This window comes from Microbacterium sp. MEJ108Y (assembly GCF_000834175.1).
In the GTDB taxonomy this organism is placed as follows: Bacteria; Actinomycetota; Actinomycetes; order Actinomycetales; family Microbacteriaceae; genus Microbacterium; species Microbacterium forte.
This window is the reverse complement of the sequence record NZ_JXQX01000036.1, coordinates 1-25,173: the sequence shown is the minus strand read 5'-3', so window position 1 is coordinate 25,173 and position 25,173 is coordinate 1. Positions and strand designations below refer to the sequence as shown.

The following is a 25,173-nucleotide window of genomic DNA, read 5'->3' as shown; positions in this document are numbered from 1 at the left end:
AGCCTCACAGCGCCGATGGTACTGCAGGGGGGACCCTGTGGGAGAGTAGGACACCGCCGGACTTCTTTTAAGCAAATGGCCACCCATCGTTGGGTGGCCATTTTGCGTTAACAACATCTAGAACAGGGAGCATCATGCCGGAAGAGGAAGAGCGCCGTCCGCGTCGCAACGACGACAATGGATCGCGCGGTCACCGACCTTCCGGAGGGCGCTCGGATCAGAACCGCAGCGGCGGTCCGCGTCGTGATGACGCGCCCCGACGCGAGGGCGGAGACAACCGTGATGGTGGTGCTCCGCGTTCGGGTGGGTATAGCCGTGATGGTGGCGCTCCGCGCTCCGGTGGTTACAACCGCGATGGTGGTGCCCCTCGTTCGGGTGGGTATAGCCGTGATGGTGGCGCTCCCCGTTCCGGTGGTTACAACCGCGATGGTGGTGCCCCTCGTTCCGGTGGGTATAACCGCGACGGTGGTGCCCCGCGCCGGGACAACGACGCTCCTCGTTCGGGCGGGTACAACCGTGATGGTGGCGCGCCTCGTTCTGGTGGGTACAACCGTGACGGTGGTGCCCCGCGCCGCGACAATGACGCTCCTCGTTCGGGCGGGTACAACCGCGATGGTGGCGCACCGCGCTCTGGTGGCTACAACCGTGATGGTGGTGCGCCGCGCCGCGACAACGACGCACCTCGTTCCGGTGGCTACAACCGTGATGGTGGCGCCCCGCGCCGCGACAATGACGCTCCTCGTTCGGGCGGGTACAACCGTGATGGTGGCGCTCCTCGTTCCGGTGGGTACAACCGCGACGGTGGCGCCCCGCGCCGCGACAACGACGCACCTCGTTCCGGTGGATACAACCGCGATGGTGGCGCTCCTCGTTCGGGCGGGTACAACCGCGATGGTGGTGCTCCTCGTTCCGGTGGGTACAACCGTGACGGTGGCGCACCTCGTTCCGGTGGATACAGCCGCGATGGCGGTGCTCCTCGTTCCGGTGGGTACAGCCGCGACGGTGGCGCCCCGCGCCGCGACAACGACGCACCTCGTTCCGGTGGATACAACCGCGACGGTGGCGCTCCTCGTTCGGGCGGGTACAACCGTGACGGTGGCGCTCCTCGCTCCGGTGGATACAACCGCGATGGCGGTGCGCCTCGTTCGGGCGGGTACAACCGCGACGGTGGCGCACCTCGGTCGGGCGGTTACAACCGCGACGGCGATGCACCGCGCCGCGACAGCGACGCACCTCGTTCCGGTGGATACAACCGTGACGGTGGCGCCCCTCGTTCCGGTGGATACAACCGTGACGGTGGCGCACCGCGCTCCGGTGGCTACAACCGCGATGGTGGCGCCCCTCGTTCGGGTGGCTACAACCGCGACGCCGGACAGGAACGTGACTCGTCGCGATCCTACCCGCAGCGTGGGGGAGCGGGCCGCGAACGTCCGATTCAGGCAGACGGAGATCGGCCGCGTTTCAACGACCCGCACATCCCGGATGAGGTCACGGCCCGCGACCTGCACACCTCTGCTCGCAACGAGTTGAAGACTCTCAGCAAGGAGAACGCCGAACTGGTCGCGCGTCACCTCGCCATGGCATCTCAGCTCATCGACGAGGATCCGGCCCGTGCGCACGAGCACGCTCTCGCCGCGTCTCGCCGCGCCGGCCGTATCGCGATCGTCCGCGAAACGCTCGGTATCACTGCGTACGCCACCGAGGACTTCGCTCTGGCTCTTCGCGAGCTGCGGACGTATCGTCGCATCTCCGGCAAGGACGACCAGATCGCGCTGATGGTCGACAGCGAGAGGGGCATCGGACGCCCCGACCGCGCCCTCGAGACCGGTCGCGCCGTCGACCGGGCTGCCCTCAGCACGCCCGTTCGCGTCTCTCTGGCGATCGCAATGTCGGGTGCACGCCTGGATCAGGGGGACCTCGAGCTCGCGCTCGGCGAACTCGAGATTCCCGAGCTCGACCCCGACCGTGCGTTCGAGTGGAGCCCTGCGCTGTTCGCCGCTCGTGCAGCAGTGCTCGAGGACCTCGGACGAACTGACGAAGCCGAGTTCTGGGCCCACCGCGCAGAGGTCGCCGCCCAGGCGCTGGGCGTCGACGAGGCCGGCGACGAGGAGATCATCATCGAGGACGGCCTGATCGAAGGCGAGTTCGACGACGACCACGCTGACGCTGACGCTGACGCTGACGCTGACGCTGACGCTGACGCTGCTGACGCTGCTGACGCTGCTGACGCTGCTGACGCTGCTGACGCTGCTGACGCTGCTGACGACGCTGACGACGCTGACGACGCTGACGACGCTGACGACGCTGACGACGCTGACGACGCTGACGAGGCTGACGAGGCTGACGACGCTCAGGCTGACGACGCTGACGTCGAGCCCGAGCCGTCCATCGACGACGAGGTGCGCGAGCTCCTCGGCGAAGACGACGCGGCTGCCGGCACTGACGATGGCGCCGACGAGACCGCCGAGGGCTTCACAGCATCCGATTCGTCGAAGGAGGCGTAGTGGGGCTGTTCTCCAAGAAGCCTGCGCTGCGGACCCCGCTCGACGGCGTGGACGCCGTGCTCGCGGATCTGGATGGCGTCGTCTACGCGGGTCCGGGCGCTCTGCCGCATGCGGTGGAGAGCCTCAACGCCGCCGCGACGACTGCTCGGCTCGGGTACATCACGAACAACGCATCTCGCACAGACGCGTCGGTCGCCGAGCACCTGAGCAGCCTGGGCCTCGACGTCGCGCCCGCTGATGTGATCACCAGCCCGCAGGCTGCGATGCGGCTCCTCGCCGGAATCGTCCCGCCACCCGCCACGCTTCTGATCGTGGGCGGAGCGGGACTCGTCGACGAGGCGGAGAAGGCGGGCTACACCGTCACTCGTAGCGCCGAGGATGCTCCGGATGCGGTCGTGCAGGGCTTCGCCCCCGAGGTCGCGTGGACGGATCTCGCCGAGGCGGCCTTCGCGCTGAAGGTTCCCGAGGAGGATGGCGGCATCCCGTGGATCGCCACCAACACCGACTGGACGATCCCGCGCGAGCGCGGCGTCGCCCCGGGCAACGGCACGCTCGTGTCTGCCGTGCACACGGCAATCGGTCGGCTCGCGACCGTCGCCGGCAAGCCTGAGACGCCGATCTTCGAAGAGGCCACAGAGCGCTTCGGTGCGAAGAAGCCGCTGTTCATCGGCGACCGTCTCGACACGGACATCCTCGGAGCCGTCCGCGCGGGCATCGACTCCGCGCTCGTGCTCACCGGCATCGACCGACCGAAGCACGTACTCGCCGCGCCGGAGGGGTCGCGTCCGACGTACATCCTCAGTGACCTGCGCGAACTGCACCAGCCGTACCCGGAGGTCACGTCGAAAGACGGCGTCCACTCGGTCAACGGCGCATCCGTGCGGGTCGTCGGTGCCGACGTCGAGATCATCGCCGAGGGAGAGTCGCAGATCGATCTGCTTCGGGCAGGCGCATCTGCGATCTGGGCCTCCGGAACACCGGTATTCGTGCTGCGAGTGCCCGAGCGTCTCTACGACGACCCGTTCCACCGGCCCTGACCGACGCCTTGCGCCGCCGTGGCTCCGCCGACGTGTCGGCGCCGCCGCGTACAGTAGAGGCGTGAGTGATGAGACGACGGATGCACCGACCGACGGTCTGTGGAGTCGCCTGCGCCTGATCGAGGGGCAGCCTCTCGCTGCCAGAGCAGACGCGTACTCCGGGCTTCACGAAGAGCTGTCACGCCGCCTCGACAGCGGCGCGAAGCTCGACCAGCGCGACGCGCCGGGCTCCCGATGACGCGACTCGATGCCGCCCTCGCCGCACGAGGACTCGCTCGTTCGCGCACGCATGCTGCCACGCTCATCGCCGGCGGTCTCGTGAGCATCGACGGCCGCCCCGTGGTGAAGGCCTCGACACCTGTCGCAGACACGGCGGAGATCACTGTCGCCGGCGCCGATCATTACGTCGGTCGTGGGGCACACAAGCTGATCGCCGCTCTCGACGGATTCGGCATCTCTGCCGACGGCCGCCTCGCGCTCGATATGGGTGCCTCCACCGGCGGCTTCACCCAGGTGCTTCGTGAGCGCGGAGCGCGGCGCGTGCTCGCCGTCGACGTGGGCCACGACCAGATGGCCGCGGCCGTGGCATCCGACACCGGCGTCGTGGTCGTCGAGGGCTACAACGTCCGTCACATGACTCCCGAGAATCTCCAGGAGGTCACGGGCGAAGCGGACGCTCCCGACCTCATCGTCGGCGACCTGTCCTTCATCTCCCTCGAGCACGTGCTGCCCGCTGTCGCGGGGGTCGCCGCTGCCGGCGCAGACATCGTCCTGCTCGTGAAGCCGCAGTTCGAAGTCGGTCGCACCGCGGTGCGCGGCGGACTCGTCACCGACCCGGCCACGCGCGCGGATGCCGTCGCACGAACGGCTTGGAGCGCCTGGGATGCCGGCCTGGGCATGCTCGGCATCCTGCCCTCGCCGATCCTCGGAACGCACGGCAACTCGGAGTATCTCCTTCACCTCGCGCCGGCGCGAGGCAGCGATCCGTCAGAATGGTCAGACCGCATCAACGCACTGGCAGGGAGACGATGAACGAGCGCAACATCCTGGTCGTCGCCCATGCCGGCCGGGAGGCCACTGTCGAGGCGGCCCGCAAGGTGATCGACGAACTCCGCGGTGCCGGTGCGCGTCCTGTACTCCCGCCCGATGAGAGCGGTGACCTGAGAGCGGTCGACCCGCACTTCGCTGACGTCGACATCCTCGGCGAGACCGTGCAGCAGGACGAGCTCGAACTCGCGATCGTCCTCGGGGGAGACGGCACAATCCTGCGCGCCGCCGAACTGGTGCGCGGCTGCTCGGCACCCGTGCTCGGCATCAACATGGGACACGTCGGATTCCTCGCCGAGATCGATCGAGACGACATGGATGCCGCTGTGCGACGCGTCATCGATCGCGACTACGAGGTCGAAGAGCGCCTGGCGCTGTCGGTGCGCGTCAAAGACGTCGACGGCGCCGTCGTGTACGAGACCTTCGCGCTCAACGAGGCCACGGTCGAGAAGGCCAGCCGCGAGCGCATGATCGAGGTCGTGCTCGAGATCGACGGTCTGCCCCTGTCGAGCTTCGGCTGCGACGGCATGGTCGTGTCCACGCCGACCGGGTCGACGGCCTACAACTTCTCGGCGGGCGGGCCGGTCATCTGGCCCAGCGTCGAAGCCATCGCGGTCGTGCCCCTGTCAGCTCATGCTCTGTTCGCCAAGCCTCTCGTCGTCAGCCCCGACGCTGCCGTGGCCATCGAGATGCTCGAGGGCACCTCTGGTGCCGGCATCCTCTGGTGCGACGGCCGCCGCTCCCACGACCTGCCTCCTGGCGCACGGGTCGTGGTGCGCAAGTCCTCGCGTCCGGTGCGCCTCGCGCGCCTGCATCCCACCGAGTTCACCAACCGTCTGGTGCGCAAGTTCCAGCTGCCGGTCGCCGGATGGCGCGGACAGGGGGCGGCTTCGTGATCGAGGAGATGCGGATGCAGGGGCTCGGCGTGATCGCCGACGCCGTGCTGCCCCTCGGTGCCGGATTCACCGCGATCACGGGTGAGACCGGTGCGGGCAAGACGATGGTCGTGACCGGCCTCGGCCTGCTGCTCGGGCAGCGCGCCGACTCCGGAGCCGTTCGAGCGGGTGCAGCCCAGGCATCCGTCGCCGGCGTGTGGATCGTGCCTGAGACGGGCGACGTCGCCGACATCGTCTCGGATGCCGGTGGAGAGCTGGAGCCTGCGGGGTCCGGTGTCGCCGAGCTGTACGTCTCCCGCACGCTGAGTGCCGAGGGCCGCAGTCGCGCGAGCGTCGGCGGACGCGCGGCGCCGGCGGGAGTGCTGTCGGCTCTGGCCGAGGAGCTGGTCGTCGTGCACGGCCAGTCCGAACAGCTGAGGTTGCGCTCCTCCGCGGCGCAGCGCGATGCCCTCGACCGCTTCGGAGGTGCGCCGATCGCCGAGGCGCTGGACGCCTATGCATCGTCGTTCGCCCGGTGGCGCGAGCTGGACGCCGAGATCGCCGACATCACAGAGAACCGCGACCGCCGTGCCGAAGAGGCATCGCGTCTCCGTGAAGCGCTGGCACTCATCGAAGCCGCTGCCCCCGAACCCGGGGAGGACGTCGAGCTGTCCGCACGGGCAGAACGTCTGGCGAACGCCGAGGAGCTGCGCCTCGCCGCGTCACTCGCGCACAGCGCGCTCTCGAGCGAAGAAGGCGAACCGGATGCATCGGCTCTGATCGCCGAAGCGCGTCGCGCGCTCGAGCGCGTCTCCGACGCCGCGCTCACCGACATCTCGGCTGCCCTCGCCGATATCGGCTACCGCATCGCCGATGTCGCGGGGCAGCTCTCGGCATACCTCGCCGACCTCGATGAGACAGGACCGCACGAGCTGGCAGCTGTCGAAGAGCGCCGCGCAGCTCTGGGCACGCTCATTCGTGCGCACGGTTCGCTGGACGAGGCTCTCGAGCTCTGGCAGACGGGGTCGACGCGGCTCGCTGAGCTCGACGACGACGGCGAGCGGCTCGATCGCCTCGAAGCCGAGCGTGATGCCGCCCGCACAGATCTCGATGCACGTGCTGAGGCCCTGACGGCGGAGCGCACCGAGGCCGCCGCGCGTCTCGGGGTGGCCGTGAGCGAGGAGCTGCATGCCCTCGCGATGCCCGACGCGACCCTCGAGGTTGCGGTGACACCGGGCACGGAGAGCGCTCACGGTCGTGACGATGTCGCGATCCTGCTCGCCCCGCACCCGGGAGCCGAACCTCGATCCGTCGGCAAGGGGGCGTCGGGCGGTGAGCTCTCGCGGGTCATGCTCGCGATCGAGGTCGTCATCGCCGGAACAGACCCCGTGCCCACCTTCGTGTTCGACGAGGTCGATGCCGGCATCGGCGGTGCCGCAGCCATCGAGGTCGGCCGCCGACTCGCCCGACTTGCAGAGAAGTCGCAGGTGATCGCAGTCACTCATCTGGCTCAGGTCGCCGCGTTCGCCACCAACCATCTCTCGGTCGTCAAATCCAACGACGGAGCAGTCACCGCATCGAGTGTCCGTCGTCTCGAGGGTCAGGAGCGCGAGGCCGAGATGGCTCGACTGCTGTCCGGATTGACCGATTCGGATGCCGCGATCACCCACGCCCGAGAACTTCTCAGCCTCGGCACCCCCACCTCCTGATAGGATCGAAGCCCGTGATGAACTCTTCTTCTGCGGGGCCCAAGAACGACACGACCAAGCACATCTTTGTGACGGGTGGTGTCGTTTCGTCTTTGGGTAAAGGGCTCACTGCCGCAAGCCTAGGCAACCTCCTCACGGCCCGCGGGCTCCGCGTCGTGATGCAGAAGCTCGACCCGTATCTGAACGTCGATCCGGGCACCATGAACCCGTTCCAGCACGGCGAGGTCTTCGTCACGGACGACGGCGCCGAGACAGACCTCGACATCGGGCACTACGAGCGCTTCCTCGACATCAACCTGTCTGAGGCCGCCAACGTCACGACCGGCCAGATCTACTCGCAGGTGATCGCCCGCGAGCGCCGCGGCGAGTACCTCGGCGACACCGTGCAGGTCATCCCGCACATCACCGACGAGATCAAGCGCCGCATGCGTCTGCAGGCGACCGAGGACCCGCGTCCTGACGTGATCATCACCGAGGTCGGCGGCACGGTCGGCGACATCGAATCGCAGCCGTTCCTCGAGTCGGCACGCCAGCTGCGTCACGAGCTCGGCCGCGACAGCGTCTTCTTCGTGCACGTGTCGCTCGTCCCGTTCATGGGGGCGTCCGGCGAGCAGAAGACCAAGCCGACGCAGCACTCCGTCGCCGCCCTCCGCCAGGTCGGCATCCAGCCCGACGCGCTCGTGCTGCGCAGCGATCGTCCGGTCAGCGAGAGCAACCGCAACAAGATCGCTCTCATGTGCGACGTCGACGCCGAGGGTGTCATCAACACGGTCGACCTGCCGAGCATCTACGACATCCCGTCGACGCTCAACGACCAGGGCCTCGACTCGTACATCGTGCGCCGCCTCGGTCTCGACCAGAAGGCCGCAGAAGAGGTCGACTGGACGCGCTGGAGCAAGGTGCTGCACGCCGTGCACAACCCCAAGCACGAGGTGACCATCGGTCTGGTCGGCAAGTACATCGACCTGCCCGACGCCTACCTCTCCGTGACGGAGGCGCTCAAGGCCGGCGGCTTCGCGCAGGAGACCAAGGTCAACATCCGCTGGATCCCGTCGGACCGCTGTGAGACGCCTGAGGGTGCGAAGGAGCAGCTCGGCGAGCTCGACGGCATCTGCGTTCCCGGTGGCTTCGGCATCCGCGGCATCGAGGGCAAGCTGGGCGCGCTGAAGTTCGCGCGCGAGCAGGGCATCCCGACGCTCGGTCTCTGCCTCGGCCTGCAGTGCATGGTCATCGAGTACGCCCGCGATGTCGCCGGCATCACCGAGGCATCATCGAGCGAGTTCGACCCGCAGACCACCGAGCCCGTCATCGCCACGATGGCCGAGCAGGTCGAGATCCTCGACGGTGGCGACCTCGGCGGCACCATGCGTCTGGGGCTGTACCAGGCAGCACTCGCCGAGGGATCCCTGGCGCGCGAGCTGTACGGCGCGCCCGAGGCGTCGGAGCGCCACCGTCACCGCTACGAGGTCAACAACGCCTACCGTGCGCGGCTCTCCGAGGCCGGTCTCGTGTTCTCGGGCCTGAACCCCGAGCTCGATCTGGTCGAGTACGTCGAGCTGCCGCGCGATGTGCACCCGTACTACATCGCGACGCAGGCGCACCCCGAACTCCGCTCGCGTCCGACCGCCCCGCACCCGCTGTTCCGCGGACTGGTCGGAGCCGCGATCGAGCGTCACCGCTCGAGTGAGCTGTTCGACGTCGAAGCCGATGCCTGAGTTCGTCGAAGCCGATGCCTGAATTCGACGACCTGCGCGACGAGCCCTTCGAACCGGAAGTGCTCCGCAGCGATCTCGCGTACGAGGGCGCCGTCTGGAACGTCCGCGACGACCGGGTGCGCTACGGCGACGGAGAGATCCGCCGTCAGTATGTCGCGCACACGGGCGCCGTCGCGATCGTCGCCCTGGATGACGCGGGGCGGGTGCTGCTGATCCAGCAGTACCGGCATCCGATCCGTCACCGTGACTGGGAGCTTCCCGCCGGTCTGCTCGATGTCGCAGGGGAGGAGCCGCTCGAGGCCGCTCGACGCGAGCTCGCCGAAGAGGCCGACCTGGTCGCTGCGCACTGGGAGCCGCTCGTCTCGTCGTGGACGACCCCTGGCGGAAACGACGAGCTCATCCACGTCTTCCTCGCGAGCGGCGTCTCGGCGGCGCAGGACGCGCATGCGCGCGAGGACGAAGAGGCCGACATCCGCGTCGAGTGGGTCCCGCTCGACGCGGCGGTCGCGGCGGTTCTCGACGGGCGGATGCGCAACGGCATCCTCGGCATCGGCGTGCTCGCCGCCGCCCAGAGGCTGCGCGACCGGAGCTGAGGATGCAGCTCGACCGTGCGCTGGACACGTATCTGCGCCACGTCACGATCGAGCGCGGTCTCAGCGAGCATACGATCGCCGCCTATCGCCGCGATCTCGGTGGCTACCTCGAGTGGCTGGAAGCCGACGGGGTCACCGACACGGCGCAGATCAGCGCGGCCGTCGTCGGGCGGTTCATCGCCGATCGATCGGGTGCCGATCCCGCCCCCGCTGCGACCAGTCTCGCGCGACTGCAGTCGTCGGTGCGCGGGTGGCACCGCTTCCTGGCGCGCGAAGGCATCGAACAGGATGATCCGAGCGGGCGTCTTCGTCCGCCGAAGGCCCCTCGTCGCCTTCCCAAGGCGCTGACGATCGACCAGGTCGAGCGCCTGCTCGGCGCTCCCAGTGCCGAAGACCCGATTGGGATCCGCGACAGGGCTCTGCTCGAACTGCTCTATGCGACCGGCGCCCGGGTGTCCGAGGCGGTCGGACTCGACGTCGACGACCTCGCTCACGGCGACGTGCTGCGCCTTCGGGGCAAGGGGTCGAAGGAGCGCATCGTGCCGATCGGCTCTTTCGCCCGCGACGCGGTGGATGCGTATCTCACCCGCGTCCGCCCAGGTCTCGCGGCGAAGGGGCGGGCATCGGCCCGGCTCTTCCTCGGTGCTCGCGGTGCCCCGCTGTCACGGCAGAGCGCATGGCTCGTCATCCGCTCGGCCGCGGAGCACGCGCACATCACCGCGGAGGTGTCGCCGCACACGCTGAGGCACTCGTTCGCGACGCACCTGCTGCAGGGCGGTGCCGACGTGCGCGTCGTGCAGGAGCTGCTCGGACACGCCTCGGTCGCGACGACGCAGATCTACACGCACGTATCGGTCGACACCCTGCGGGACATCTACGCCACTTCTCATCCGCGCGCCCGCTGAGATCGCGGCGCCGCGGCGAAATCGCGGGATCGCCGGGGCTGAGGCAGTGATCCCGCCAGGCGATCGGTAGACTCGACCGAGCACGAAAGAGCAGGAGAATCGGTGGCTGAGAACGCGGCGAAGTCCAGGGCGAAAACGTCGAAGAACGACGACACCCCCATGGGACCCACCGGGCGTCCCTATCACGGCTTCGCGACCCCTGAACCGCTCGCCTCGCACGGGCCCGCACGCATCATCGCACTGTGCAACCAGAAGGGCGGCGTCGGCAAGACGACGACCGCGATCAACCTCGCTGCGGCCCTCGCTGAATACGGCCGCAAGGTGCTGGCCGTCGACTTCGACCCCCAGGGTGCGCTGTCGGCCGGCCTCGGCATCCAGACACATGACGTGCCGACCGTGTACGACCTGCTGCTCGACACCAAGCGCGACGCGCATGAGGCGATCGTCCCCTCAGGGGTCGACGGTCTCGACGTGATGCCCGCGAACATCGACCTGTCCGCCGCCGAGGTGCACCTCGTGAACGAGGTCGCCCGCGAGACGATCCTCGCCCGTGTTCTCCGTCAGGTGGCGGGGGAGTACGACGTCATCCTGATCGACTGCCAGCCCTCGCTCGGCCTGCTCACGGTGAACGCACTGACTGCGGCTCATGGCGTCATCATCCCGCTCGAGTGCGAGTTCTTCGCGCTTCGCGGCGTGGCCCTCCTGATCGAGACCATCGACAAGGTGCGGGACCGGCTGAACCCGTCGATCACGATGGACGGCCTTCTCGCCACCATGTACGACCCGCGCACGCTGCACTCGCGCGAGGTTCTCGAGCGTGTGGTCGAGGCGTTCGGCGACGATGTCCTGGAGACGGTGATCGGTCGCACGGTCAAGTTCCCCGACGCCTCGGTCTCCGGCGTGCCGATCACCGAGTTCGCTCCGGAGCACGCTGCCGCGCAGGCCTACCTGCGGCTGGCGCGGGAGCTGGTCACCCGTGGCGCTGTCGCCTGAGCTCGAGCCGTCAGACACACCGGCAGAGTCCGTCTCGCCAGCTCAGTCCGTCTCACCCGCAGAGTCCATCGGGCCTGTCGACGCCGCCGCGGAGCGCGATCCCGAGGTCACGGGAGAAGCTCCCGTCTCGGATGTCGGATTCCGTGTCTCACTGTCGAACTTCGACGGCCCGTTCGATCTGCTGCTGAACCTCATCTCGAAGCACGAGATGGACATCACCGAGGTCTCCCTGAGCGCGGTCACGAACGAGTTCATCGCGTACCTCAAGGAGCTCGACGACGACGAGGAACTCGACCAGGCGTCGGAGTTCCTCGTTGTCGCGGCGACGCTGCTCGACATGAAGGTGGCAGGGCTCCTGCCGCAGGGTGAGCTGGTGGATGCCGAGGCCGTCGCGCTGCTCGAAGCCCGAGACCTTCTCTTCGCGCGCCTCCTGCAGTATCGCGCCTTCAAGGAGGTGTCCGCCTGGTTCGCCCGGTGCCTGCAGCGCGAGGACCGACGTCATGTGCGCGCGGCCAGGCTCGACGAGAAGCACCGGCGGAAGACGCCAGAGCTCGTCTGGTCGCTCAGCGTCGACGATTTCGCCGCCCTCGCACTTCTGGCCTTCGCGCCGAGAGAGATCCCGCATGTCGGCCTCGATCATCTGCACGCGCCGCTCGTCAGCATCCGCGAACAGGCCGCGATCGTCGTCACCCTGCTTCGCGCCGCGGAGTCGGTGAGCTTCCGCGAGCTCGTCGCGGGTGTGAGCGAGCCGGGGATCGTCGTCGCGCGGTTCATCTCCGTGCTGGAGCTCTACCGGCACGCCGCCCTCTCATTCGAACAACTGGAACCGCTCGGCGAGCTGACGCTGCGCTGGGCCGCCGACTCCTGGTCGGACGAGACACTTGCATCGCTGGGAGCCGACTATGACCGATGACGTGACCGAATCCGCGACCGATGCAACCGTGCGGGAGTCTCCGCTGTCCGAGCGCATCGAGGCGATCCTGCTGATCATCGACGAGCCGATCGGTCTCGTCGCCCTCGCCGCGGCAGTCGGCTCGCCGGTGGCGGCAGTACGGCAGACGATCGAGACTCTGGTCGACGATTACGACGGCAAGGGGCATGGCCCGCGTCGTGGTTTCGAACTGCGCGAGGTCGGAGGTGGATGGCGTCTCTACGTGCGCGAGGATCACGACGATATCGTCGCGGAGTTCGTCGGCGGACAGGCACCTGCGCGACTCTCTCAGGCGGCGCTCGAGACGCTCGCCGTGATCGCATACAAGCAGCCGGTCACCCGCAGCCAGGTGGCGTCTATCCGCGCGGTGAACGTCGACTCGGTCGTGCGCACTCTTCTCGCTCGAGGTCTCATCACCGAGCTGTTCGCGGACTCCGAGACCGGCGCGATCAACTACGGCACCACCGACGCGCTCCTGCAGCACCTGGGCATCAACTCGCTCGACGATCTGCCGCCGATCTCTCCTCTGCTCGATGACGGCGCAGACGGTTTCGACGAAGGGACCATCCGATGACCTCGGTGGAACCCGCTCGTCCGAAGTCGTCGGGTCGCGCGGACACGATGCACAGATTCAGTTTCGACGAAGGGACCATCCGATGAGCGGCTTCGAGACACCAGAGGGCATCCGCCTGCAGAAGGTGCTGTCGGCGGCGGGCGTGGCCTCACGACGCGTGATCGAGCAGTACATCGTCGAGGGACGGATCCGGGTGAACGGAGAGACCGTCACCGAGCTCGGTCGCCGCGTGGACCCGGAGACCGACCTCATCGACGTGGACGGCACCGCGGTTCAGCTCGACGTGACGAAGCGGTACGTGATGCTGAACAAGCCGACCGGAGTAGTCAGCAGCCTTCGCGACGAGAACGGCCGGCCCGATCTGCGCGTCTTCACCGACGACTACGAGGAGCGCCTCTACAACGTCGGGCGACTCGATGCCGAGACCAGCGGTCTGCTCGTCCTGACGAACGACGGCGACCTCGCGCACGTGCTCGCTCACCCGTCTTTCGGTGTCACCAAGGTGTACATCGCGAAGGTCGAGGGCGAGGTGACAGCCCAGACGATCTCGAAGCTCACCAAGGGCATCGATCTGGACGACGGCCCGATCGCGGCAGACAAGGCGCGGCTGCTCGACACCTCGCGCGGGTCCAGTCTCGTCGAGCTGACACTGCACTCCGGTCGCAACAGGATCGTCAGAAGGATGCTGGCTGCCGTCGGCCACCCGGTGACCGAACTCGTGCGCCGTCAGTTCGGTCCGCTGCACCTGGGAACCCTCCCGGTTGGGAAGACCCGCGAACTGACTAAAATCGAACTCGGCGCACTCTTGACTCTGTCGCGCCGTGATTCCGGTGTCGCCGAGGCGCCAGGCGAGCAACAGGAGAACGAGTGACCGATACGACGAGTGCGCCCACGGGGGCTCGGAGTTCTGTCGCGCCGCGAATCGCGGCCAGGCTCTCGGGCACCGTTCGTGTTGTCGGCGCCGGTCTGCTCGGTGCGAGCATCGGTCATGCGCTCCGCGCCAAGGGCGTCGATGTGGTGCTCGCCGATACGTCGCCGGCTCAACTGCGCCTCGCGATCGACTACGGAGCCGGTCGCTCGGCTGCCGACGACGACTCGCCGGTGCTGATCGTGGTCGCCGTGCCGCCGGACGTCACTGCAGACGTCATCGAGTCCGAACTGGCTCGTTTTCCGCACGCCGTCGTCACTGACGTGGCGAGCGTCAAGCTCGAGCCCTTCCACAGTCTGCAGAGGCGCGGAGTCGACCTGACGCGCTACATCGGCTCGCACCCGCTCGCCGGACGAGAGCGCGGCGGGGCGATCTCCGCTCGCGCAGACCTGTTCATCGGACGCCCGTGGGTCGTGTGCCGTGATGCCGACACCAAGGCAGAGGATCTCGCGCTCGTCGAGGCGCTGGCTCTCGATGTCGGAGCGATGCCCCTAGAGATGACTCCGGAGGAGCACGACCGCTCCGTCGCCCTCACCTCGCACGTTCCGCAGGTCATCGCCAGCCTTCTTGCCGGACGGCTCGCCGAGGCGGATGAGGGCGCGCTGCGTCTCTCCGGCCAGGGCGTGCGCGACACGACGCGCATCGCCGCATCGGCCCCTGAGCTCTGGGTGCAGATCCTCGGAGCGAACGCCGCGCCCGTGGTCGAGATCCTCGACGCCCTGGCATCCGATCTCCGTCAGGTGTCCGACGCGCTGCGCGAGCCCGAAGCGCCCGGCGCTCGGCGCGTGGTCGCCGAGACGATCCGACAGGGAAACGACGGCGTCGAGCGGCTCCCGGGAAAGCACGGACAGAACCAGCGGTTCGAGTCGCTCGTCGTGATGATCGACGACACCGCCGGCCAGCTCGGCCGTCTGTTCGGCGAGCTCGGAGAGCTCGGCGTCAACGTCGAGGATCTTCGTCTCGAACACTCACCGGGTGCACAGTTCGGCCTCGCCGAGATCAGTGTCGAGCCCGCAGCGCTGCACGGCGCGATCACCGGACTCCAGGAACGCGGCTGGCGGATTGCAGGTACCACCAATGACTGACTTCATCGCGATCGATGGGCCCGCCGGTTCCGGCAAGTCCAGTGTGTCCAAGGCGGTCGCCCGTGCTCTGGGCTTCGGCTACCTCGACACGGGGTCGGCCTATCGCGCTCTCGCCTGGCACGTGCTCGATCGAGGGGCCGACACGGCGGATGCTGCCGCGGTGCTCGACGCGGTCGCGGATTTCCCTGTGCGCCTCGGTCTCGACCCCGACGATCGCACGGTGCGGGTCGGCGACGTGGACGTCACGGACGCGATCCGCGAACCCACCGTCTCGGGCGCCGTCAGCGGCGTCGCCCGCGTCCTCGAGGTGCGCGACCAGGTGAACCGCCTGTTCCGCACCCTCGTGGCCGAGGCGCCCTACCCGGCTGTCGTCGTCGAGGGGCGCGACATCACCACCGTGGTGGCACCGGACGCCCCGGTGCGCATCCTTCTCACGGCTGCGCCCGAGGTGCGCGCCGCACGACGCGCCGGCGAACTCGCCGGCGAGAACGCCGAGACCGTCGCGGCCGCACTGCACAAGCGCGACGCTTCAGACAGCGCCGTCGTCGACTTCCTGAACGCCGCCGAAGGCGTCGAGGTCGTCGATTCGACGGAGCTCGATTTCACACAGACCATCGACGCCGTCCTCGCGGTGATCGAACGAACCCGAGGAGTACACCATGGCTGACGACGAATACGAAGGCGGCCCCGACCAGCTCGCCGAGAAGATGGCTCAGCTCGACGAGCAGCTCGCCGAGGCGCGTGCCGAGACACTGCGCGCGGGCCTCGCCGACTACGACCTCGACGATGAAGATGCCGCGCTGCTCGCCGGCATCACGATGGGCGAGGACGGCATCCAGTTCTTCCCCGCACTGCCGGTCGTCGCGATCGTCGGTCGCCCGAACGTCGGCAAGTCGGCGCTCGTGAACCGCATCCTCGGACGCCGTGAGGCCGTCGTCGAGGACACCCCCGGTGTGACCCGCGACCGCGTGACGTACAAGGCCGAGTGGGCCGACCGTCGCTTCTCGCTCGTCGACACCGGAGGCTGGGAGCCCGACGCGCGAGGCATCGACCGCTCGGTCGCCGCGCAGGCAGAGGTCGCGATCGACCTCGCCGACGTCGTGCTGTTCGTCGTCGATGCGATGGTCGGCGCCACGTCGACCGACGAGCATGTCGTGAAGATGCTGCGCAAGAGCGGCAAGCCCGTCTTCCTCGTCGCGAACAAGATCGATGACGCCCGTCAGGAGCCCGAAGCGGCAGCCCTGTGGAACCTCGGTCTCGGCGAGCCGCACCCCGTCTCGGCCATCCACGGTCGTGGTGTGGCCGACCTGCTCGATGAGCTGTTGAAGACGCTCCCCGATGTCTCGGCCGTCGCGAAGGCGGAGATCGGCGGACCGCGTCGCGTCGCGATCCTCGGTCGCCCGAACGTCGGCAAGTCGTCGCTGCTCAACAAGGCCGCCGGCGAAGAGCGCGTGGTCGTCAACGACCTCGCAGGAACCACCCGCGATCCGGTCGATGAGATCGTCGAGCTCGGCGGCAAGCTGTGGCGTCTGGTCGACACCGCCGGCATCCGTCGCCGCGTGCACATGGCGCAGGGTGCCGACTTCTACGCCTCGCTGCGTACGTCAGCCGCGCTCGAGAAGGCCGAGGTCGGTGTCGTCGTCCTCGACGTGTCCGAGTCGATCAGCGAGCAGGACGTCCGCATCATCGACCTGGTGCTCGAGTCCGGTCGTGCGCTCGTGCTCGCGTTCAACAAGTGGGATCGTCTGAACGACGACGATCTCGAGAATGCCGATCGTCGCCGCTACCTCGAGCGCGAGATCGAGCAGGACCTGGCGCACGTCGCCTGGGCTCCGCGCGTGAACATCTCGGCGAAGACCGGCCGTCACCTCGACAAGCTGGTGCCCGCGCTCGAGACCGCGCTCACGAACTGGGACCGTCGCATTCCCACGGGCAAGTTCAACGCGTTCCTCGCCGAGCTGGTCGCCGAGCACCCGCACCCGCTGCGCGGAGGCAAGCAGCCGCGCATCCTGTTCGGCACGCAGGCATCGACTCGTCCGCCGACGTTCGTGCTGTTCACGACCGGGTTCCTCGACCCCGGGTACCGTCGATTCATCCAGCGTCGCCTGCGCGAGCTGTACGAGTTCGACGGAACGCCCATCGTCATCAACATGCGGGTGCGCGAGAAGCGTCAGCGCTGACCCGCAGCCGGGTCGCACGAGTGAACAGCTGTTCCCTCGTGTGACCCGATGCATGCCGATGCCCGGATGCTGTGACAGGCTGAAGGGGTGACTGTCGTACCTCCTGCCCCAGGTGAACCCCGCCGCCCCGATGGGCCCCGGAACCCGGGTGACGCCTGGGTGGTCGCCGCGTCGGGGGAGAAGTACTGGGGACGTTTCGGCGCCGCCGGTCTGCTCGCCCTCGACCCCGCGCGCGGAATCCTGTTGCAGCACCGCGTCTCATGGAGCCACTTCGGGGGTACGTGGGGCCTGCCCGGTGGCGCCATGCACGAGGGTGAGAGCGCGATCGTGGGTGCTGTGCGTGAGGCACAGGAGGAGGCGGGGGTGCCCGATGGCTCCGTGCGGCCACGGTTCACCAGTGTGCTCGACCTCGACGTGTGGTCATACACGACCGTTATCGCCGATGTGGTGCGCCCGTTCGAACCGGTGATCAGTGACCCTGAGAGCGTGGCGCTCGAGTGGGTGCCGGTCGACGAGGTCGATTCGCGACCGTTGCATCCCGGTTTCGGCAACGCATGGCCTGCTCTTTGCGCCCTGCTCGAGGTTCGCCCGGCGCTCGTCGTCGATGCCGCGAACGTGGTCGGCTCAGTGCCCGACGGCTGGTGGAAGGATCGCGCGGGCGCGGCGACTCGTCTCGCTTCGCGCCTGGACGGGGTCGCCGTGCCGGCGTCTGATCTCGGGATCGATGGGACGCTCTGGTTCCCGGAGGTCGCACTCGTCGTCGAAGGGAAGGCGCGCGGGATCTCCGCACCGTCGCCGTCATCATCTGCTGGTGCTGGTGCTGGTGCTGGTGCTGGTGCTGGTGCTGGTGCTGGTGCAGATGCGATGGCCCCCGAGCTGCTCCCCGCCGGGGGCGTCTCGGTTGTGCGTGCTGAGGCCGCGGGTGACGACACGATCGTCGCGGAGGTCGAGCGTCGATCGCGGGCGGGACAGTATGTCGTCGCCGTCACGAGCGACCGCGAGCTGCAGAACCGCGTCGTCGCGGCGGGCGCCGCGCAGGTGCTCTCGGCCGGCTGGCTGTTGGGCGTGCTGCCGCAACAGGCCTGATGGATACAGCGCGTCGCTGCGTTCAGACGAACATCACCCGACGACGAGGTGGGTCGACGTAATCTCGGCCGAGCGGACTGGTCCAGGTGATACTCCCATCGGGAGTCTGGCGGGCCTTCCACCGATGCCGCTCATCGATGTCGGGGTGTTTGAGCGAATGATGCGTCGTGCAGAAGTGACTGAGGTTGTCGATGCGTGTTCGGCCACCGCGAGCGTGGTCGTGGTTGTGGTCGATCTCGCAGCGGTGCACCGGCATCCGGCATCCAGGGAATCTGCAGTGCTGATCTCGTGCTCGGAGGAAGCGCCGCATCTGCTCCGTGGGGGAGTATGCGTCGGTCTCTGTCACCAGGCCGGTGCTGCTGAGGAACAGGCGTGACCATCCGGTGCAACGCCCCGCGAGTCCGCGCGCGACATCGGGATCGAGTGGGCCGTGTCCGTCGAGTTCGGCGGGTCGATCGTCATCTCCGGCGAGGGTGCTCGCAGCGACCGTGACCTGAATGCGGGCCGAGACGTTCTCGAGCCCTGCGCCGTTCGCTTCGCTCGGATCAGAGGAGAGCAGTAGATCGGACAGCAGATCGGCGCGGATCTGATCGAACGTGCGGGTATCGCCGGAAAGGTGCTCGAGGTCGGGACTCGCTGGATCGGTCATAGGGTCGATCAGGCCGGCGAGCGGATCGGTGACGAAGGTACCGTCGGCAGCGATCACTCCGGCCTCGAAGTAGGCGTCGTACCGGGGGTCTTCGGGGGAGAGATCGGAAAGGTGGAGCGCGTTCTCGCAGTCGTCGTCGAGTGACTCGAGGCTCGGCTCCCGTTCGCCGCGGGTGCGCGCGATGTGACGTGCCATTCGCGTGAGACGATCGGAGATCGCCACGGCGACCCACTCGGGAAGAACCGCTGTGAGCACCGCCAGGCCGTCGTCGACCGACTTGACCGTCACACAGCGCTCGGCCGCGAAGCGGCGCTGCCGTTCGACAACGGTCTCGCCGACGAGAGCCGCCGCCACCTGGCGGGCATGGATCTTCGTCCGCTGCGCCGTGTCCTGCTCGGCGACGACCAGCACGGCCGTCTCGTAGAGGCTCATCGTGGCGGGCTCCACGCGTCCGTCGCGGATGGCATCGCCGACGATCTCGCTTGCTCGCACGATCTCACGGACGTGCCGTGCGGTGATGGCCCCCGCAGCGAACGTGGCATGCACGGCGGGAAGCGCTCGTGTCAGTGTGCGCGCATCCGTGAAGGCGTACTCGACAGAGCCCTTCGGGATGTGCCCTGCCGCGGAGTACTCCGCAATCATCGATCTGTAGATCGCATCGCGGTGGTGGGGGCTCTCGGAGACATCGGCGTCGTGCACCCTGATGCGCTCGACGAGGAGCGCGTAAGACTTGGCTTCGAGAGCAGCGATCTGGCGCCGTGTGGCGACCCACTCGTCGAGGAGCCTGCGGCGCTCCTCGAGATCGAGGTCGAGATCGGTGCGCTGAGCCATGCTCTCAGTTTAGAAGATATGTTCGACTCAACACAGTGTCAGCCAGGGAATATGCCGTCATCCTCATATCCTCGGCCCCGCAGCTTGTCGATGTCGCGTCGCTCCCGCTTGGTAGGGCGCCCCGCTCCCCGATCGCGCAATCCCAGAGCGGCCTGAGGCTCGCGCTCCGGTGTGCGATCCTCGTAGGCGAGGGCCGCGACCGGCGCGCCGACGCGCTTGACGAGCAGCTGGCGGATAATCAGAATCCGATCGAAACCGGCGATCCGCACACGCAGTTCGTCGCCGATGCGCACGTGCTGAGCGGCCTTCACCTTGTCGCCGTTCACACGCACATGCCCTGCGCGGCATGCGGTGGTCGCCGCTGAGCGCGTCTTGTACACGCGGATCGCCCAGAGCCAGCTGTCGACCCGTGCGGCATCGGCCATCAGGCACCGCGCTTTCTCAGTGTGATCAGGGCGCCGGCGATGATCAGGCCCTGTCCTATCGCGTACGTGGCCATGATGGCAGGGCTGCTCCAGGCAGGGAGCGAATCGGGGAGGAAGAGACGAAGGGCCAATACCGTGTCGCTCGCGAGGAAGAAAGCACCGCCGATCGCGACGAGCGGATGGCACCGAGTGGAGAATGCCGCTGTGGCACCGAGGACGAGTCCGTAGACGGCGACCGCGATCAGCAGCCCACCGGCATGGGGCCCCACGAAAGTCACCATCGCCACCCACCATCCGGCGTAGACGAGCGCCCACCACTGCATCCGACGCACAGCGAGGTGACGGATGAAGAGAGCGATGTATGCGAGATGCGCGATGCCGAAGAACATCAGCATCAGCGGTACCTCCGGCGCTGCAGGGAAGACCGCGCCCGCGCTGTCACCGAGCCATGAGAACGCGAGCGCCACGAGAATCAATGCCTGCGCGGCACGCTCCCGGATCCGGGGCAGCGATACCAGCACCGGCACGGCGAGCAGGGGCATCAGGAGCAGCTTGGTCGGCCCGGCCGCAGGGCTGTCGAGGCCCAGCAGCACCACGTGGGTCACCGAGACCGCGATGTAAGGCAGGAATGCCCACTGGAGCGGATCAAGCTGACGGCGGCGCTGCATCTCCCCATCGTAGGGCGGGATCGAACGGCGCCAGACGCGGTCAGGACTCGACGGTGACCTGGGTGATCTGACCGTCGGTCCCGAGGTGGACAGCGGGCCAGTATCCCTCGGGGAAGTGCTGGCCGCAGGTATCGATGAGGTGGAGCACGACGGTGCCGTCGGCTGAAGCCTCGAGCGTCTCGAGGCTGAGGTCGGATGCCGCGTCGTCGAGCTCGTGCTGCTCGGGGGTGACGTTGCTGAAGGCGGCCACGACGGCATCCGTAGCCAGACGTCGAAGAACGCCGAGGGCTGCGATCGTCTCATGCACGTGGGGGAGCAGAGCGGCCGCCTCATCGGCGTCGGTTCCTTCGATCATGAGGTCGAGGGGTTCACCGTTGATGACCGTGCCGCCGGCGTACCAGTCGTGGGTCAGCACGGTTCCATCAGTCAGCTCCGTCGTCGCGCGCGTGAGGGTGCCCAGCTCGGGGTCTTCGATGGTCGGGTTCTCGTCGCTCATGTCACCCACGGTAGCGGTCGCTCACGGTCTGAGAGCCGAGCCGCGGGATTCGAGATGCTCGCGCAGGATGCGGAGGGCCTTCGGGCCCACTCCGTGAATCGCGAGCAGTGCGCTCTCGGACATTCCGTCGAACTGCTCGAGACGGGTGAATCCTCGCAGAGCCAGCTCTCTGCGTGCGACCGTGCCCATGGATGCGGGCAGCTCTGTCTCCTCCGTCACCCGGAGAGCTCCAGTGCCACGAGGGTGCGTCCCGGCTTCAGCTCGGCCGTCTCTTCGAAGCCTGCAGCCAGGAATGTGGTGAGCATGCCGTGGAACAGGTCATTCGTGCGCTTCTTCTCGCCGCGGGTGTCGACGGGGTACCCCTCGATGAGTCGAGCTCCAGAGCTTCGCGCGAAGTCGACCGCGGCGCGCAGCAGTTCGAGGTTGAGGCCCGAGCCTCGGTGTTCTCGACGAACCACGAAGCACGTGACCGCCCACACCGATTCGTCGTCGAAAGGCTCATCCGATGCTGCCGCGATCATGCGCGTGCGCGGGACCCGCTGCTGCTTGGTGCGTGGCCCGATCCGAATCCACCCGGCTGCGTCGCCATCGACGTAGGCGATCAGGCCAGGCGGAGGGCCCGCCTCGATCTCATCGCGCAGCATCTCGACGCGTTGCGGCGTGGTCGTCTCATTCCACTCCTTGTTGCTCATCATCGGCCAGATGCACTGGCAGCTGGCACCATCACCGCCCCCGGTGAGCGCGTGCTGAACGTCATCCCACCGGGCGGTCGTCGCCACCTCTGTCGTGATCGTCGCCATGCAGGTGACGCTACGCCGCGCCTCCGACACCACGCAACGCCCGGCGCTCACCCGGTTCGCGAACGGCGTGAGAGTGGGGCTAAGATAGGGGAGTTGCCTGCGCGAGAGTGCAGAACAACGGGCTGTGGCGCAGCTTGGTAGCGCACTTGACTGGGGGTCAAGGGGTCGCAGGTTCAAATCCTGTCAGCCCGACCACAAAGCCCCGGAGAACCGCAGAACTACGCGGAACTCCGGGGCTTTTCTCATGTCCGGATACGAGCGCCTGAGAAGGCCAGTCCACACTCAGTCCACATGGCGCGGACGCGCGACATCAAGCGGCGCGAGTGAGATCGGCGGCGAGAGCCTCGCGGCGGCGCGCTTCGACAGCAGAGATGACCTCGGCGACGCGGCTCGGCCACAGGTGTGAGTATGTGTTCAGGGTCTCTGTTGCATCCTTATGTCCGAGCATCTGCTGGACGAGCTTGACGTCGGCGCCCGCGGCAATCGCGTTCGTCGCTGCAACGTGGCGAAGGTCATGCACTGAGTACGTGGCGGCAGCGTGGACTGCGCGCCGCGCCTTCAGCCAGACACGGTTGTACCAGTTCCCGCCATCGACCGCAGCGCCGCGCACCGTGATGAAGACGAAATCCTCCGGATCCCGGCCGGCGGTGATCCGGACGAGTCCTTCGATCACGAAGTCGGCGAGCGGCAGCCAGCGCTTCTCCCAGGTCTTTACAGGGCCGAGCTTCCGGCGTCCCTCGCGATCGGTCGTCCAAGTGCGGTGCACGCGCGCGCGCTTCTCTTCGAGCCGGAGATCCTTGATCTTCAGCGCTGTGGCTTCGCCGATGCGGGGCCCGCTGTTCGCGAGCAGATCGAGGAGCACACGGTCGGTGTCGCGGCCGAGGCCGTCGGCGGCGTCGGAGAGGCGGGCGAGCTCGACGTATGAGAGCGAGGGCAGGTCGTTCTCGATGTCACCCTCGTCGCGGGGCAGCTCGACGCGCTCGAGCGGATTCGACCCGATCCACTTCTCGTGCATGGCGTACCGCAGGACGCCGCCGAACGTAGCGCCGACGACGTGCTTCAGGTAGTTGGCGCTCATCTGCACCGGCTTGCGCCCGCTGTCCTTCAGATGCTGCTTCTGGTCGAAGACGAACACTGACGTGCCATCGCGCAGCTGCTGCACCCATGCGTCAATCTGCTGTCGCGTGATGCTGCCGATCTTCCGCTGGCCCCATTGGGGAATCACGTAGTTGTCGAGCTCGCGACGGTAACGCCGCCACGATGAGTCCTTGATCCGATTCTTCGACCCGAGCCAAGCCTCGGCGGCATCCGCGAAGGTTCGCTCGCGTTCGTTGGGGTCGATGTATCGGCCCGAGCGGATGTCGTCCTCGAGCTCAGCGACGAACGACTCGGCGTCAATGCGCTTCGCGAACGTCTTCGTGCGCTGCTGCACGCCGCCGGGCTCGTACCAGCCTGCGAGCCAGCGGTTCCCGGTGCCGAACCTCGCGGTGCGGAAGTGCTCGGGCATGGACTTTAGCGATCGCATCTGCGCCGCCGTGGGGCTGATCTTCGTCGTGCTGCCGTCGGGCAGAGTGACGGTGGCATCCTTCACCCAGCGGTCGTTGATCCAGGCTTTGGCCACTAGCCGACCTCGATGCGGTGAGCGAATTGGCCCGCGCCCATCCGTGGATCGACGTAGACGATTCCATCGGTGCGGAGCAGCGTGCTGCGGTAGACGACTACGAGCTCGTCGGGCACGTTCAGGTCGATTGCCATCGAGGTCACGTGACCGTCACGGTGTGCCTCGGCCTCGGCATAGGCCTCTGGCGTGATGAGCCTCTGCGCTGCCCAGATGTTCGCGGTGGCTTCCTGGCGTTTCCGGATGAGCCCGAAGTCCGTGGGTCGGTGCCCGAGGACATGGTGCGCGATTTCATGGCACATGACGCCGCGGAGGACGCGGCCGCGCATTCCCGGAGTGAGTTCGATGTGGTTGTTCCCGGGTGCGTAACCGCTCCGGTGTGAGCCGCGGCGTTCTTTGACCGTGAGGCCGAGATCAGCTGCGAGATTCCATACGTCCATGCGGGACCCCCTCGGTGAGCATGGTTATGCGTGGTCAAAGTCCGCGTCGTTGCCGGCGGGGAACTCGTTGATCGATTCGTTAGCGACCAGATCGTAATCCTGCTGGCGACGTGCGACATTGTCCGCGCGCTGGATCAACTCGATCTCGGAGATGCCGAGCGCCTTCGCGATCGACGAGATGTCCCAGACGTTGAGAATGACGCGGCGGCCAGTCTTCGTGTTGCCGCCGTCGAGGCGGTCTGACATGTACTGAGAAGACTTGCCGATGATGCGCCCCAGGCCGCGAGACGACAGCGACTGTCGGCCCATCTCGGCCTTGATCTCGGACACGAGAGCGGCTGAGAAGCGCTCGGCAAACTCGGTTTCGGTCATGTGCCCATCATGGCAGACTGCATGAATTTTGCACAAGCTGCATGACGAGGTTGACAGTGCATGGATATCCATGCGACGTTAACTGCATGGAACTTCATGCATCTACTCCCGAGGATGCGAACACAGCTCGGCGCTTCGCTGACGAGGTCCGAGCTGAACTCGCCCGCCAGCGCCGAACCGCTGGCGAACTCGCCCTCGCCATCGGCACAACTCAGCACACCATCGGCCGTCGCCTGAACGGTTCGAAGCCGTTCAACGCGATCGAGATGGTGCTCGCCGCCCGCTTCCTTGGCGTGAGTCTGCCGGTGCTTTGGGAGCGAGCGACCGCGCCGCAGCAGACGGCGGTGGCATCGTGAGCAGCAACGTCACGCCGCTCATGCGAGACACCGAGGCAGAGACCGAGGCACCGAACAGCGCGTTCGGCTTCGAGGATGTGCCGCCGATCATGTCGCCGAAGACTCTCGCCGGCATCCTCGAGGTCACGACGCTCACGCTTCAGCGCTGGCGAGACCGCAACGAGGGGCCCGTCGCGATCTCGATCCCGGGCTCGAACGTGATCCGCTACACCCGCACCGACCTGCTTGCCTGGCTCGCGGAGCACCGCGTCGCCGGCGCTGAGGTGCGCTCATGAACTCCCGGTCTGGGGACCGGGTGCCCGCTGGGGTATCGGGCGAGGCGGGTCGGGGCACCGTGGGGGCTGCCCCGACCACGC

General features: G+C 67.6%; 29 protein-coding genes and 1 tRNA gene. 20 read left to right on the top strand and 10 right to left on the bottom strand.

The features are described from left to right. Positions 1-107: 107 nt before the first annotated feature. Positions 108-1,475: a hypothetical protein gene (locus RU09_RS18595; RefSeq protein WP_156145945.1), complete on the bottom strand. Its 1,368-nt coding sequence runs from the start codon at positions 1,473-1,475 to the stop codon at positions 108-110. Positions 1,476-1,526: 51 nt separating this feature from the next. Between RU09_RS18595 and RU09_RS14845 the strand changes: the two genes are divergently transcribed. The 17 genes from RU09_RS14845 (at position 1,527) to RU09_RS14770 (ending at position 18,162) form a co-directional block, all read left to right on the top strand. After that, positions 1,527-2,504 carry a hypothetical protein gene (locus RU09_RS14845; RefSeq protein ID WP_331452460.1) on the top strand — a complete coding sequence of 326 codons (978 nt, stop codon included), beginning with the start codon at positions 1,527-1,529 and terminating at the stop codon, positions 2,502-2,504. After that, on the top strand, positions 2,504-3,541 hold the full coding sequence (locus tag RU09_RS14840; RefSeq protein WP_042541653.1) for an HAD-IIA family hydrolase: 1,038 nt from the start codon (positions 2,504-2,506) through the stop codon (positions 3,539-3,541). The genes RU09_RS14845 and RU09_RS14840 overlap by 1 nt, the downstream gene beginning before the upstream one ends. 61 nt (positions 3,542-3,602) lie before the next feature. Beyond that, positions 3,603-3,779, top strand: a complete 177-nt coding sequence (locus tag RU09_RS18785) for a hypothetical protein (RefSeq protein ID WP_197066088.1) — start codon at positions 3,603-3,605, stop codon at positions 3,777-3,779. Beyond that, positions 3,776-4,573 carry a TlyA family RNA methyltransferase gene (locus RU09_RS14835; RefSeq protein ID WP_042541652.1) on the top strand — a complete coding sequence of 266 codons (798 nt, stop codon included), beginning with the start codon at positions 3,776-3,778 and terminating at the stop codon, positions 4,571-4,573. The genes RU09_RS18785 and RU09_RS14835 overlap by 4 nt, the downstream gene beginning before the upstream one ends. After that, positions 4,570-5,484, top strand: a complete 915-nt coding sequence (locus RU09_RS14830) for an NAD kinase (RefSeq protein WP_042541651.1) — start codon at positions 4,570-4,572, stop codon at positions 5,482-5,484. The genes RU09_RS14835 and RU09_RS14830 overlap by 4 nt, the downstream gene beginning before the upstream one ends. Then, positions 5,457-7,172 carry a DNA repair protein RecN gene (gene recN, locus RU09_RS14825; RefSeq protein ID WP_376708824.1) on the top strand — a complete coding sequence of 572 codons (1,716 nt, stop codon included), beginning with the start codon at positions 5,457-5,459 and terminating at the stop codon, positions 7,170-7,172. Before RU09_RS14830 ends, recN begins: the two co-directional genes overlap by 28 nt. Positions 7,173-7,189: 17 nt before the next feature. Beyond that, positions 7,190-8,887 carry a CTP synthase gene (locus RU09_RS14820; RefSeq protein WP_042541649.1) on the top strand — a complete coding sequence of 566 codons (1,698 nt, stop codon included), beginning with the start codon at positions 7,190-7,192 and terminating at the stop codon, positions 8,885-8,887. A gap of 14 nt (positions 8,888-8,901) precedes the next feature. After that, a complete protein-coding gene (locus RU09_RS14815) occupies positions 8,902-9,480 on the top strand; it encodes an NUDIX domain-containing protein (protein WP_042541648.1) in 579 nt (192 codons plus the stop codon). Between the two features lie 2 nt (positions 9,481-9,482). Beyond that, positions 9,483-10,385: a site-specific tyrosine recombinase XerD gene (xerD, locus tag RU09_RS14810; RefSeq protein WP_042541647.1), complete on the top strand. Its 903-nt coding sequence runs from the start codon at positions 9,483-9,485 to the stop codon at positions 10,383-10,385. 159 nt (positions 10,386-10,544) lie between these two features. Continuing rightward, on the top strand, positions 10,545-11,378 hold the full coding sequence (locus RU09_RS14805; RefSeq protein WP_042541658.1) for a ParA family protein: 834 nt from the start codon (positions 10,545-10,547) through the stop codon (positions 11,376-11,378). 67 nt (positions 11,379-11,445) lie between these two features. After that, positions 11,446-12,291 (top strand): segregation and condensation protein A, encoded by an 846-nt coding sequence (locus RU09_RS14800; protein WP_042541657.1) that lies wholly within the window; start codon positions 11,446-11,448, stop codon positions 12,289-12,291. Continuing rightward, complete coding sequence (gene scpB / locus RU09_RS14795) at positions 12,281-12,883, top strand: SMC-Scp complex subunit ScpB (protein ID WP_042541646.1); 603 nt, start codon at positions 12,281-12,283, stop codon at positions 12,881-12,883. The genes RU09_RS14800 and scpB overlap by 11 nt, the downstream gene beginning before the upstream one ends. Positions 12,884-12,965: 82 nt before the next feature. Then, positions 12,966-13,754 (top strand): pseudouridine synthase, encoded by a 789-nt coding sequence (locus tag RU09_RS14790; protein ID WP_042541645.1) that lies wholly within the window; start codon positions 12,966-12,968, stop codon positions 13,752-13,754. After that, complete coding sequence (locus RU09_RS14785) at positions 13,751-14,896, top strand: prephenate dehydrogenase (protein ID WP_082041154.1); 1,146 nt, start codon at positions 13,751-13,753, stop codon at positions 14,894-14,896. Before RU09_RS14790 ends, RU09_RS14785 begins: the two co-directional genes overlap by 4 nt. Further along, positions 14,889-15,563: a (d)CMP kinase gene (gene cmk, locus RU09_RS14780; RefSeq protein ID WP_042541644.1), complete on the top strand. Its 675-nt coding sequence runs from the start codon at positions 14,889-14,891 to the stop codon at positions 15,561-15,563. Before RU09_RS14785 ends, cmk begins: the two co-directional genes overlap by 8 nt. Beyond that, complete coding sequence (der, locus tag RU09_RS14775) at positions 15,556-17,076, top strand: ribosome biogenesis GTPase Der (protein ID WP_042541643.1); 1,521 nt, start codon at positions 15,556-15,558, stop codon at positions 17,074-17,076. The genes cmk and der overlap by 8 nt, the downstream gene beginning before the upstream one ends. An 87-nt stretch (positions 17,077-17,163) precedes the next feature. After that, a complete protein-coding gene (locus tag RU09_RS14770) occupies positions 17,164-18,162 on the top strand; it encodes an NUDIX domain-containing protein (RefSeq protein WP_042541642.1) in 999 nt (332 codons plus the stop codon). 22 nt (positions 18,163-18,184) lie between these two features. Here the strand turns inward: RU09_RS14770 and RU09_RS14765 are convergent, their stop codons facing one another. From RU09_RS14765 to RU09_RS14740, 6 genes are read right to left on the bottom strand one after another with little or no spacing between them, the layout of a single operon-like run. Further along, positions 18,185-19,642: an HNH endonuclease signature motif containing protein gene (locus RU09_RS14765; RefSeq protein ID WP_042541641.1), complete on the bottom strand. Its 1,458-nt coding sequence runs from the start codon at positions 19,640-19,642 to the stop codon at positions 18,185-18,187. A gap of 38 nt (positions 19,643-19,680) precedes the next feature. Then, positions 19,681-20,067 (bottom strand): RNA-binding S4 domain-containing protein, encoded by a 387-nt coding sequence (locus tag RU09_RS14760; protein WP_042541640.1) that lies wholly within the window; start codon positions 20,065-20,067, stop codon positions 19,681-19,683. After that, positions 20,067-20,735 carry a lysoplasmalogenase gene (locus tag RU09_RS14755; protein ID WP_042541639.1) on the bottom strand — a complete coding sequence of 223 codons (669 nt, stop codon included), beginning with the start codon at positions 20,733-20,735 and terminating at the stop codon, positions 20,067-20,069. Before RU09_RS14755 ends, RU09_RS14760 begins: the two co-directional genes overlap by 1 nt. A gap of 40 nt (positions 20,736-20,775) precedes the next feature. Continuing rightward, positions 20,776-21,231 carry a hypothetical protein gene (locus RU09_RS14750; RefSeq protein WP_042541638.1) on the bottom strand — a complete coding sequence of 152 codons (456 nt, stop codon included), beginning with the start codon at positions 21,229-21,231 and terminating at the stop codon, positions 20,776-20,778. Between the two features lie 21 nt (positions 21,232-21,252). Then, complete coding sequence (locus RU09_RS14745; protein ID WP_042541637.1) at positions 21,253-21,450, bottom strand: hypothetical protein; 198 nt, start codon at positions 21,448-21,450, stop codon at positions 21,253-21,255. Next, positions 21,447-22,031 (bottom strand): GNAT family N-acetyltransferase, encoded by a 585-nt coding sequence (locus RU09_RS14740; protein WP_042541636.1) that lies wholly within the window; start codon positions 22,029-22,031, stop codon positions 21,447-21,449. The genes RU09_RS14745 and RU09_RS14740 overlap by 4 nt, the downstream gene beginning before the upstream one ends. Positions 22,032-22,149: 118 nt before the next feature. Between RU09_RS14740 and RU09_RS14735 the strand changes: the two genes are divergently transcribed. Then, positions 22,150-22,226 (top strand) — tRNA-Pro (locus RU09_RS14735). Positions 22,227-22,341: 115 nt separating this feature from the next. Here RU09_RS14735 and RU09_RS14730 read toward each other — a convergent pair. Genes RU09_RS14730 through RU09_RS14720 form a run of 3 tightly spaced genes read right to left on the bottom strand, consistent with a single transcriptional unit; the run spans position 22,342 to position 24,461 of the window. Then, positions 22,342-23,652 (bottom strand): tyrosine-type recombinase/integrase, encoded by a 1,311-nt coding sequence (locus RU09_RS14730; RefSeq protein WP_042541635.1) that lies wholly within the window; start codon positions 23,650-23,652, stop codon positions 22,342-22,344. Further along, complete coding sequence (locus tag RU09_RS14725) at positions 23,652-24,089, bottom strand: ImmA/IrrE family metallo-endopeptidase (protein WP_042541634.1); 438 nt, start codon at positions 24,087-24,089, stop codon at positions 23,652-23,654. The genes RU09_RS14730 and RU09_RS14725 overlap by 1 nt, the downstream gene beginning before the upstream one ends. Before the next feature lie 24 nt (positions 24,090-24,113). After that, entirely contained in the window at positions 24,114-24,461 is a 348-nt protein-coding gene (locus tag RU09_RS14720) for a hypothetical protein (protein WP_042541633.1), read from the bottom strand. Between the two features lie 86 nt (positions 24,462-24,547). On the opposite strand from RU09_RS14720, the gene RU09_RS14715 reads away from it, so the two are divergent. Both RU09_RS14715 and RU09_RS14710 read left to right on the top strand, forming a co-directional pair. Then, entirely contained in the window at positions 24,548-24,817 is a 270-nt protein-coding gene (locus RU09_RS14715; RefSeq protein WP_042541632.1) for a helix-turn-helix domain-containing protein, read from the top strand. Next, positions 24,814-25,092, top strand: coding sequence for a helix-turn-helix domain-containing protein (locus tag RU09_RS14710; protein ID WP_042541631.1), 279 nt, complete (start codon positions 24,814-24,816; stop codon positions 25,090-25,092). The genes RU09_RS14715 and RU09_RS14710 overlap by 4 nt, the downstream gene beginning before the upstream one ends. The last annotated feature ends 81 nt before the right edge of the window (positions 25,093-25,173 follow it).

What these genes read in the sequence shown, in the direction of transcription:
- RU09_RS14805 (WP_042541658.1), top strand. Translation starts at nt 10,545, where the DNA reads ATGGGACCCACCGGGCGTCCCTATCACGGCTTCGCGACCCCTGAACCG.
- RU09_RS14750 (WP_042541638.1), bottom strand. Translation starts at nt 21,231, where the DNA reads ATGAGCGACGAGAACCCGACCATCGAAGACCCCGAGCTGGGCACCCTC.
- RU09_RS14790 (WP_042541645.1), top strand. Translation starts at nt 12,966, where the DNA reads ATGAGCGGCTTCGAGACACCAGAGGGCATCCGCCTGCAGAAGGTGCTG.
- RU09_RS14760 (WP_042541640.1), bottom strand. Translation starts at nt 20,067, where the DNA reads ATGGCCGATGCCGCACGGGTCGACAGCTGGCTCTGGGCGATCCGCGTG.
- der (WP_042541643.1), top strand. Translation starts at nt 15,556, where the DNA reads ATGGCTGACGACGAATACGAAGGCGGCCCCGACCAGCTCGCCGAGAAG.
- RU09_RS14740 (WP_042541636.1), bottom strand. Translation starts at nt 22,031, where the DNA reads ATGGCGACGATCACGACAGAGGTGGCGACGACCGCCCGGTGGGATGAC.
- recN (WP_376708824.1), top strand. Translation starts at nt 5,457, where the DNA reads ATGGCGCGGACAGGGGGCGGCTTCGTGATCGAGGAGATGCGGATGCAG.
- RU09_RS14755 (WP_042541639.1), bottom strand. Translation starts at nt 20,735, where the DNA reads ATGCAGCGCCGCCGTCAGCTTGATCCGCTCCAGTGGGCATTCCTGCCT.
- cmk (WP_042541644.1), top strand. Translation starts at nt 14,889, where the DNA reads ATGACTGACTTCATCGCGATCGATGGGCCCGCCGGTTCCGGCAAGTCC.
- scpB (WP_042541646.1), top strand. Translation starts at nt 12,281, where the DNA reads ATGACCGATGACGTGACCGAATCCGCGACCGATGCAACCGTGCGGGAG.
- xerD (WP_042541647.1), top strand. Translation starts at nt 9,483, where the DNA reads ATGCAGCTCGACCGTGCGCTGGACACGTATCTGCGCCACGTCACGATC.
- RU09_RS14715 (WP_042541632.1), top strand. Translation starts at nt 24,548, where the DNA reads ATGGAACTTCATGCATCTACTCCCGAGGATGCGAACACAGCTCGGCGC.
- RU09_RS14720 (WP_042541633.1), bottom strand. Translation starts at nt 24,461, where the DNA reads ATGACCGAAACCGAGTTTGCCGAGCGCTTCTCAGCCGCTCTCGTGTCC.
- RU09_RS14830 (WP_042541651.1), top strand. Translation starts at nt 4,570, where the DNA reads ATGAACGAGCGCAACATCCTGGTCGTCGCCCATGCCGGCCGGGAGGCC.
- RU09_RS14835 (WP_042541652.1), top strand. Translation starts at nt 3,776, where the DNA reads ATGACGCGACTCGATGCCGCCCTCGCCGCACGAGGACTCGCTCGTTCG.
- RU09_RS14820 (WP_042541649.1), top strand. Translation starts at nt 7,190, where the DNA reads ATGAACTCTTCTTCTGCGGGGCCCAAGAACGACACGACCAAGCACATC.
- RU09_RS14725 (WP_042541634.1), bottom strand. Translation starts at nt 24,089, where the DNA reads ATGGACGTATGGAATCTCGCAGCTGATCTCGGCCTCACGGTCAAAGAA.
- RU09_RS14765 (WP_042541641.1), bottom strand. Translation starts at nt 19,642, where the DNA reads ATGGCTCAGCGCACCGATCTCGACCTCGATCTCGAGGAGCGCCGCAGG.
- RU09_RS14815 (WP_042541648.1), top strand. Translation starts at nt 8,902, where the DNA reads ATGCCTGAATTCGACGACCTGCGCGACGAGCCCTTCGAACCGGAAGTG.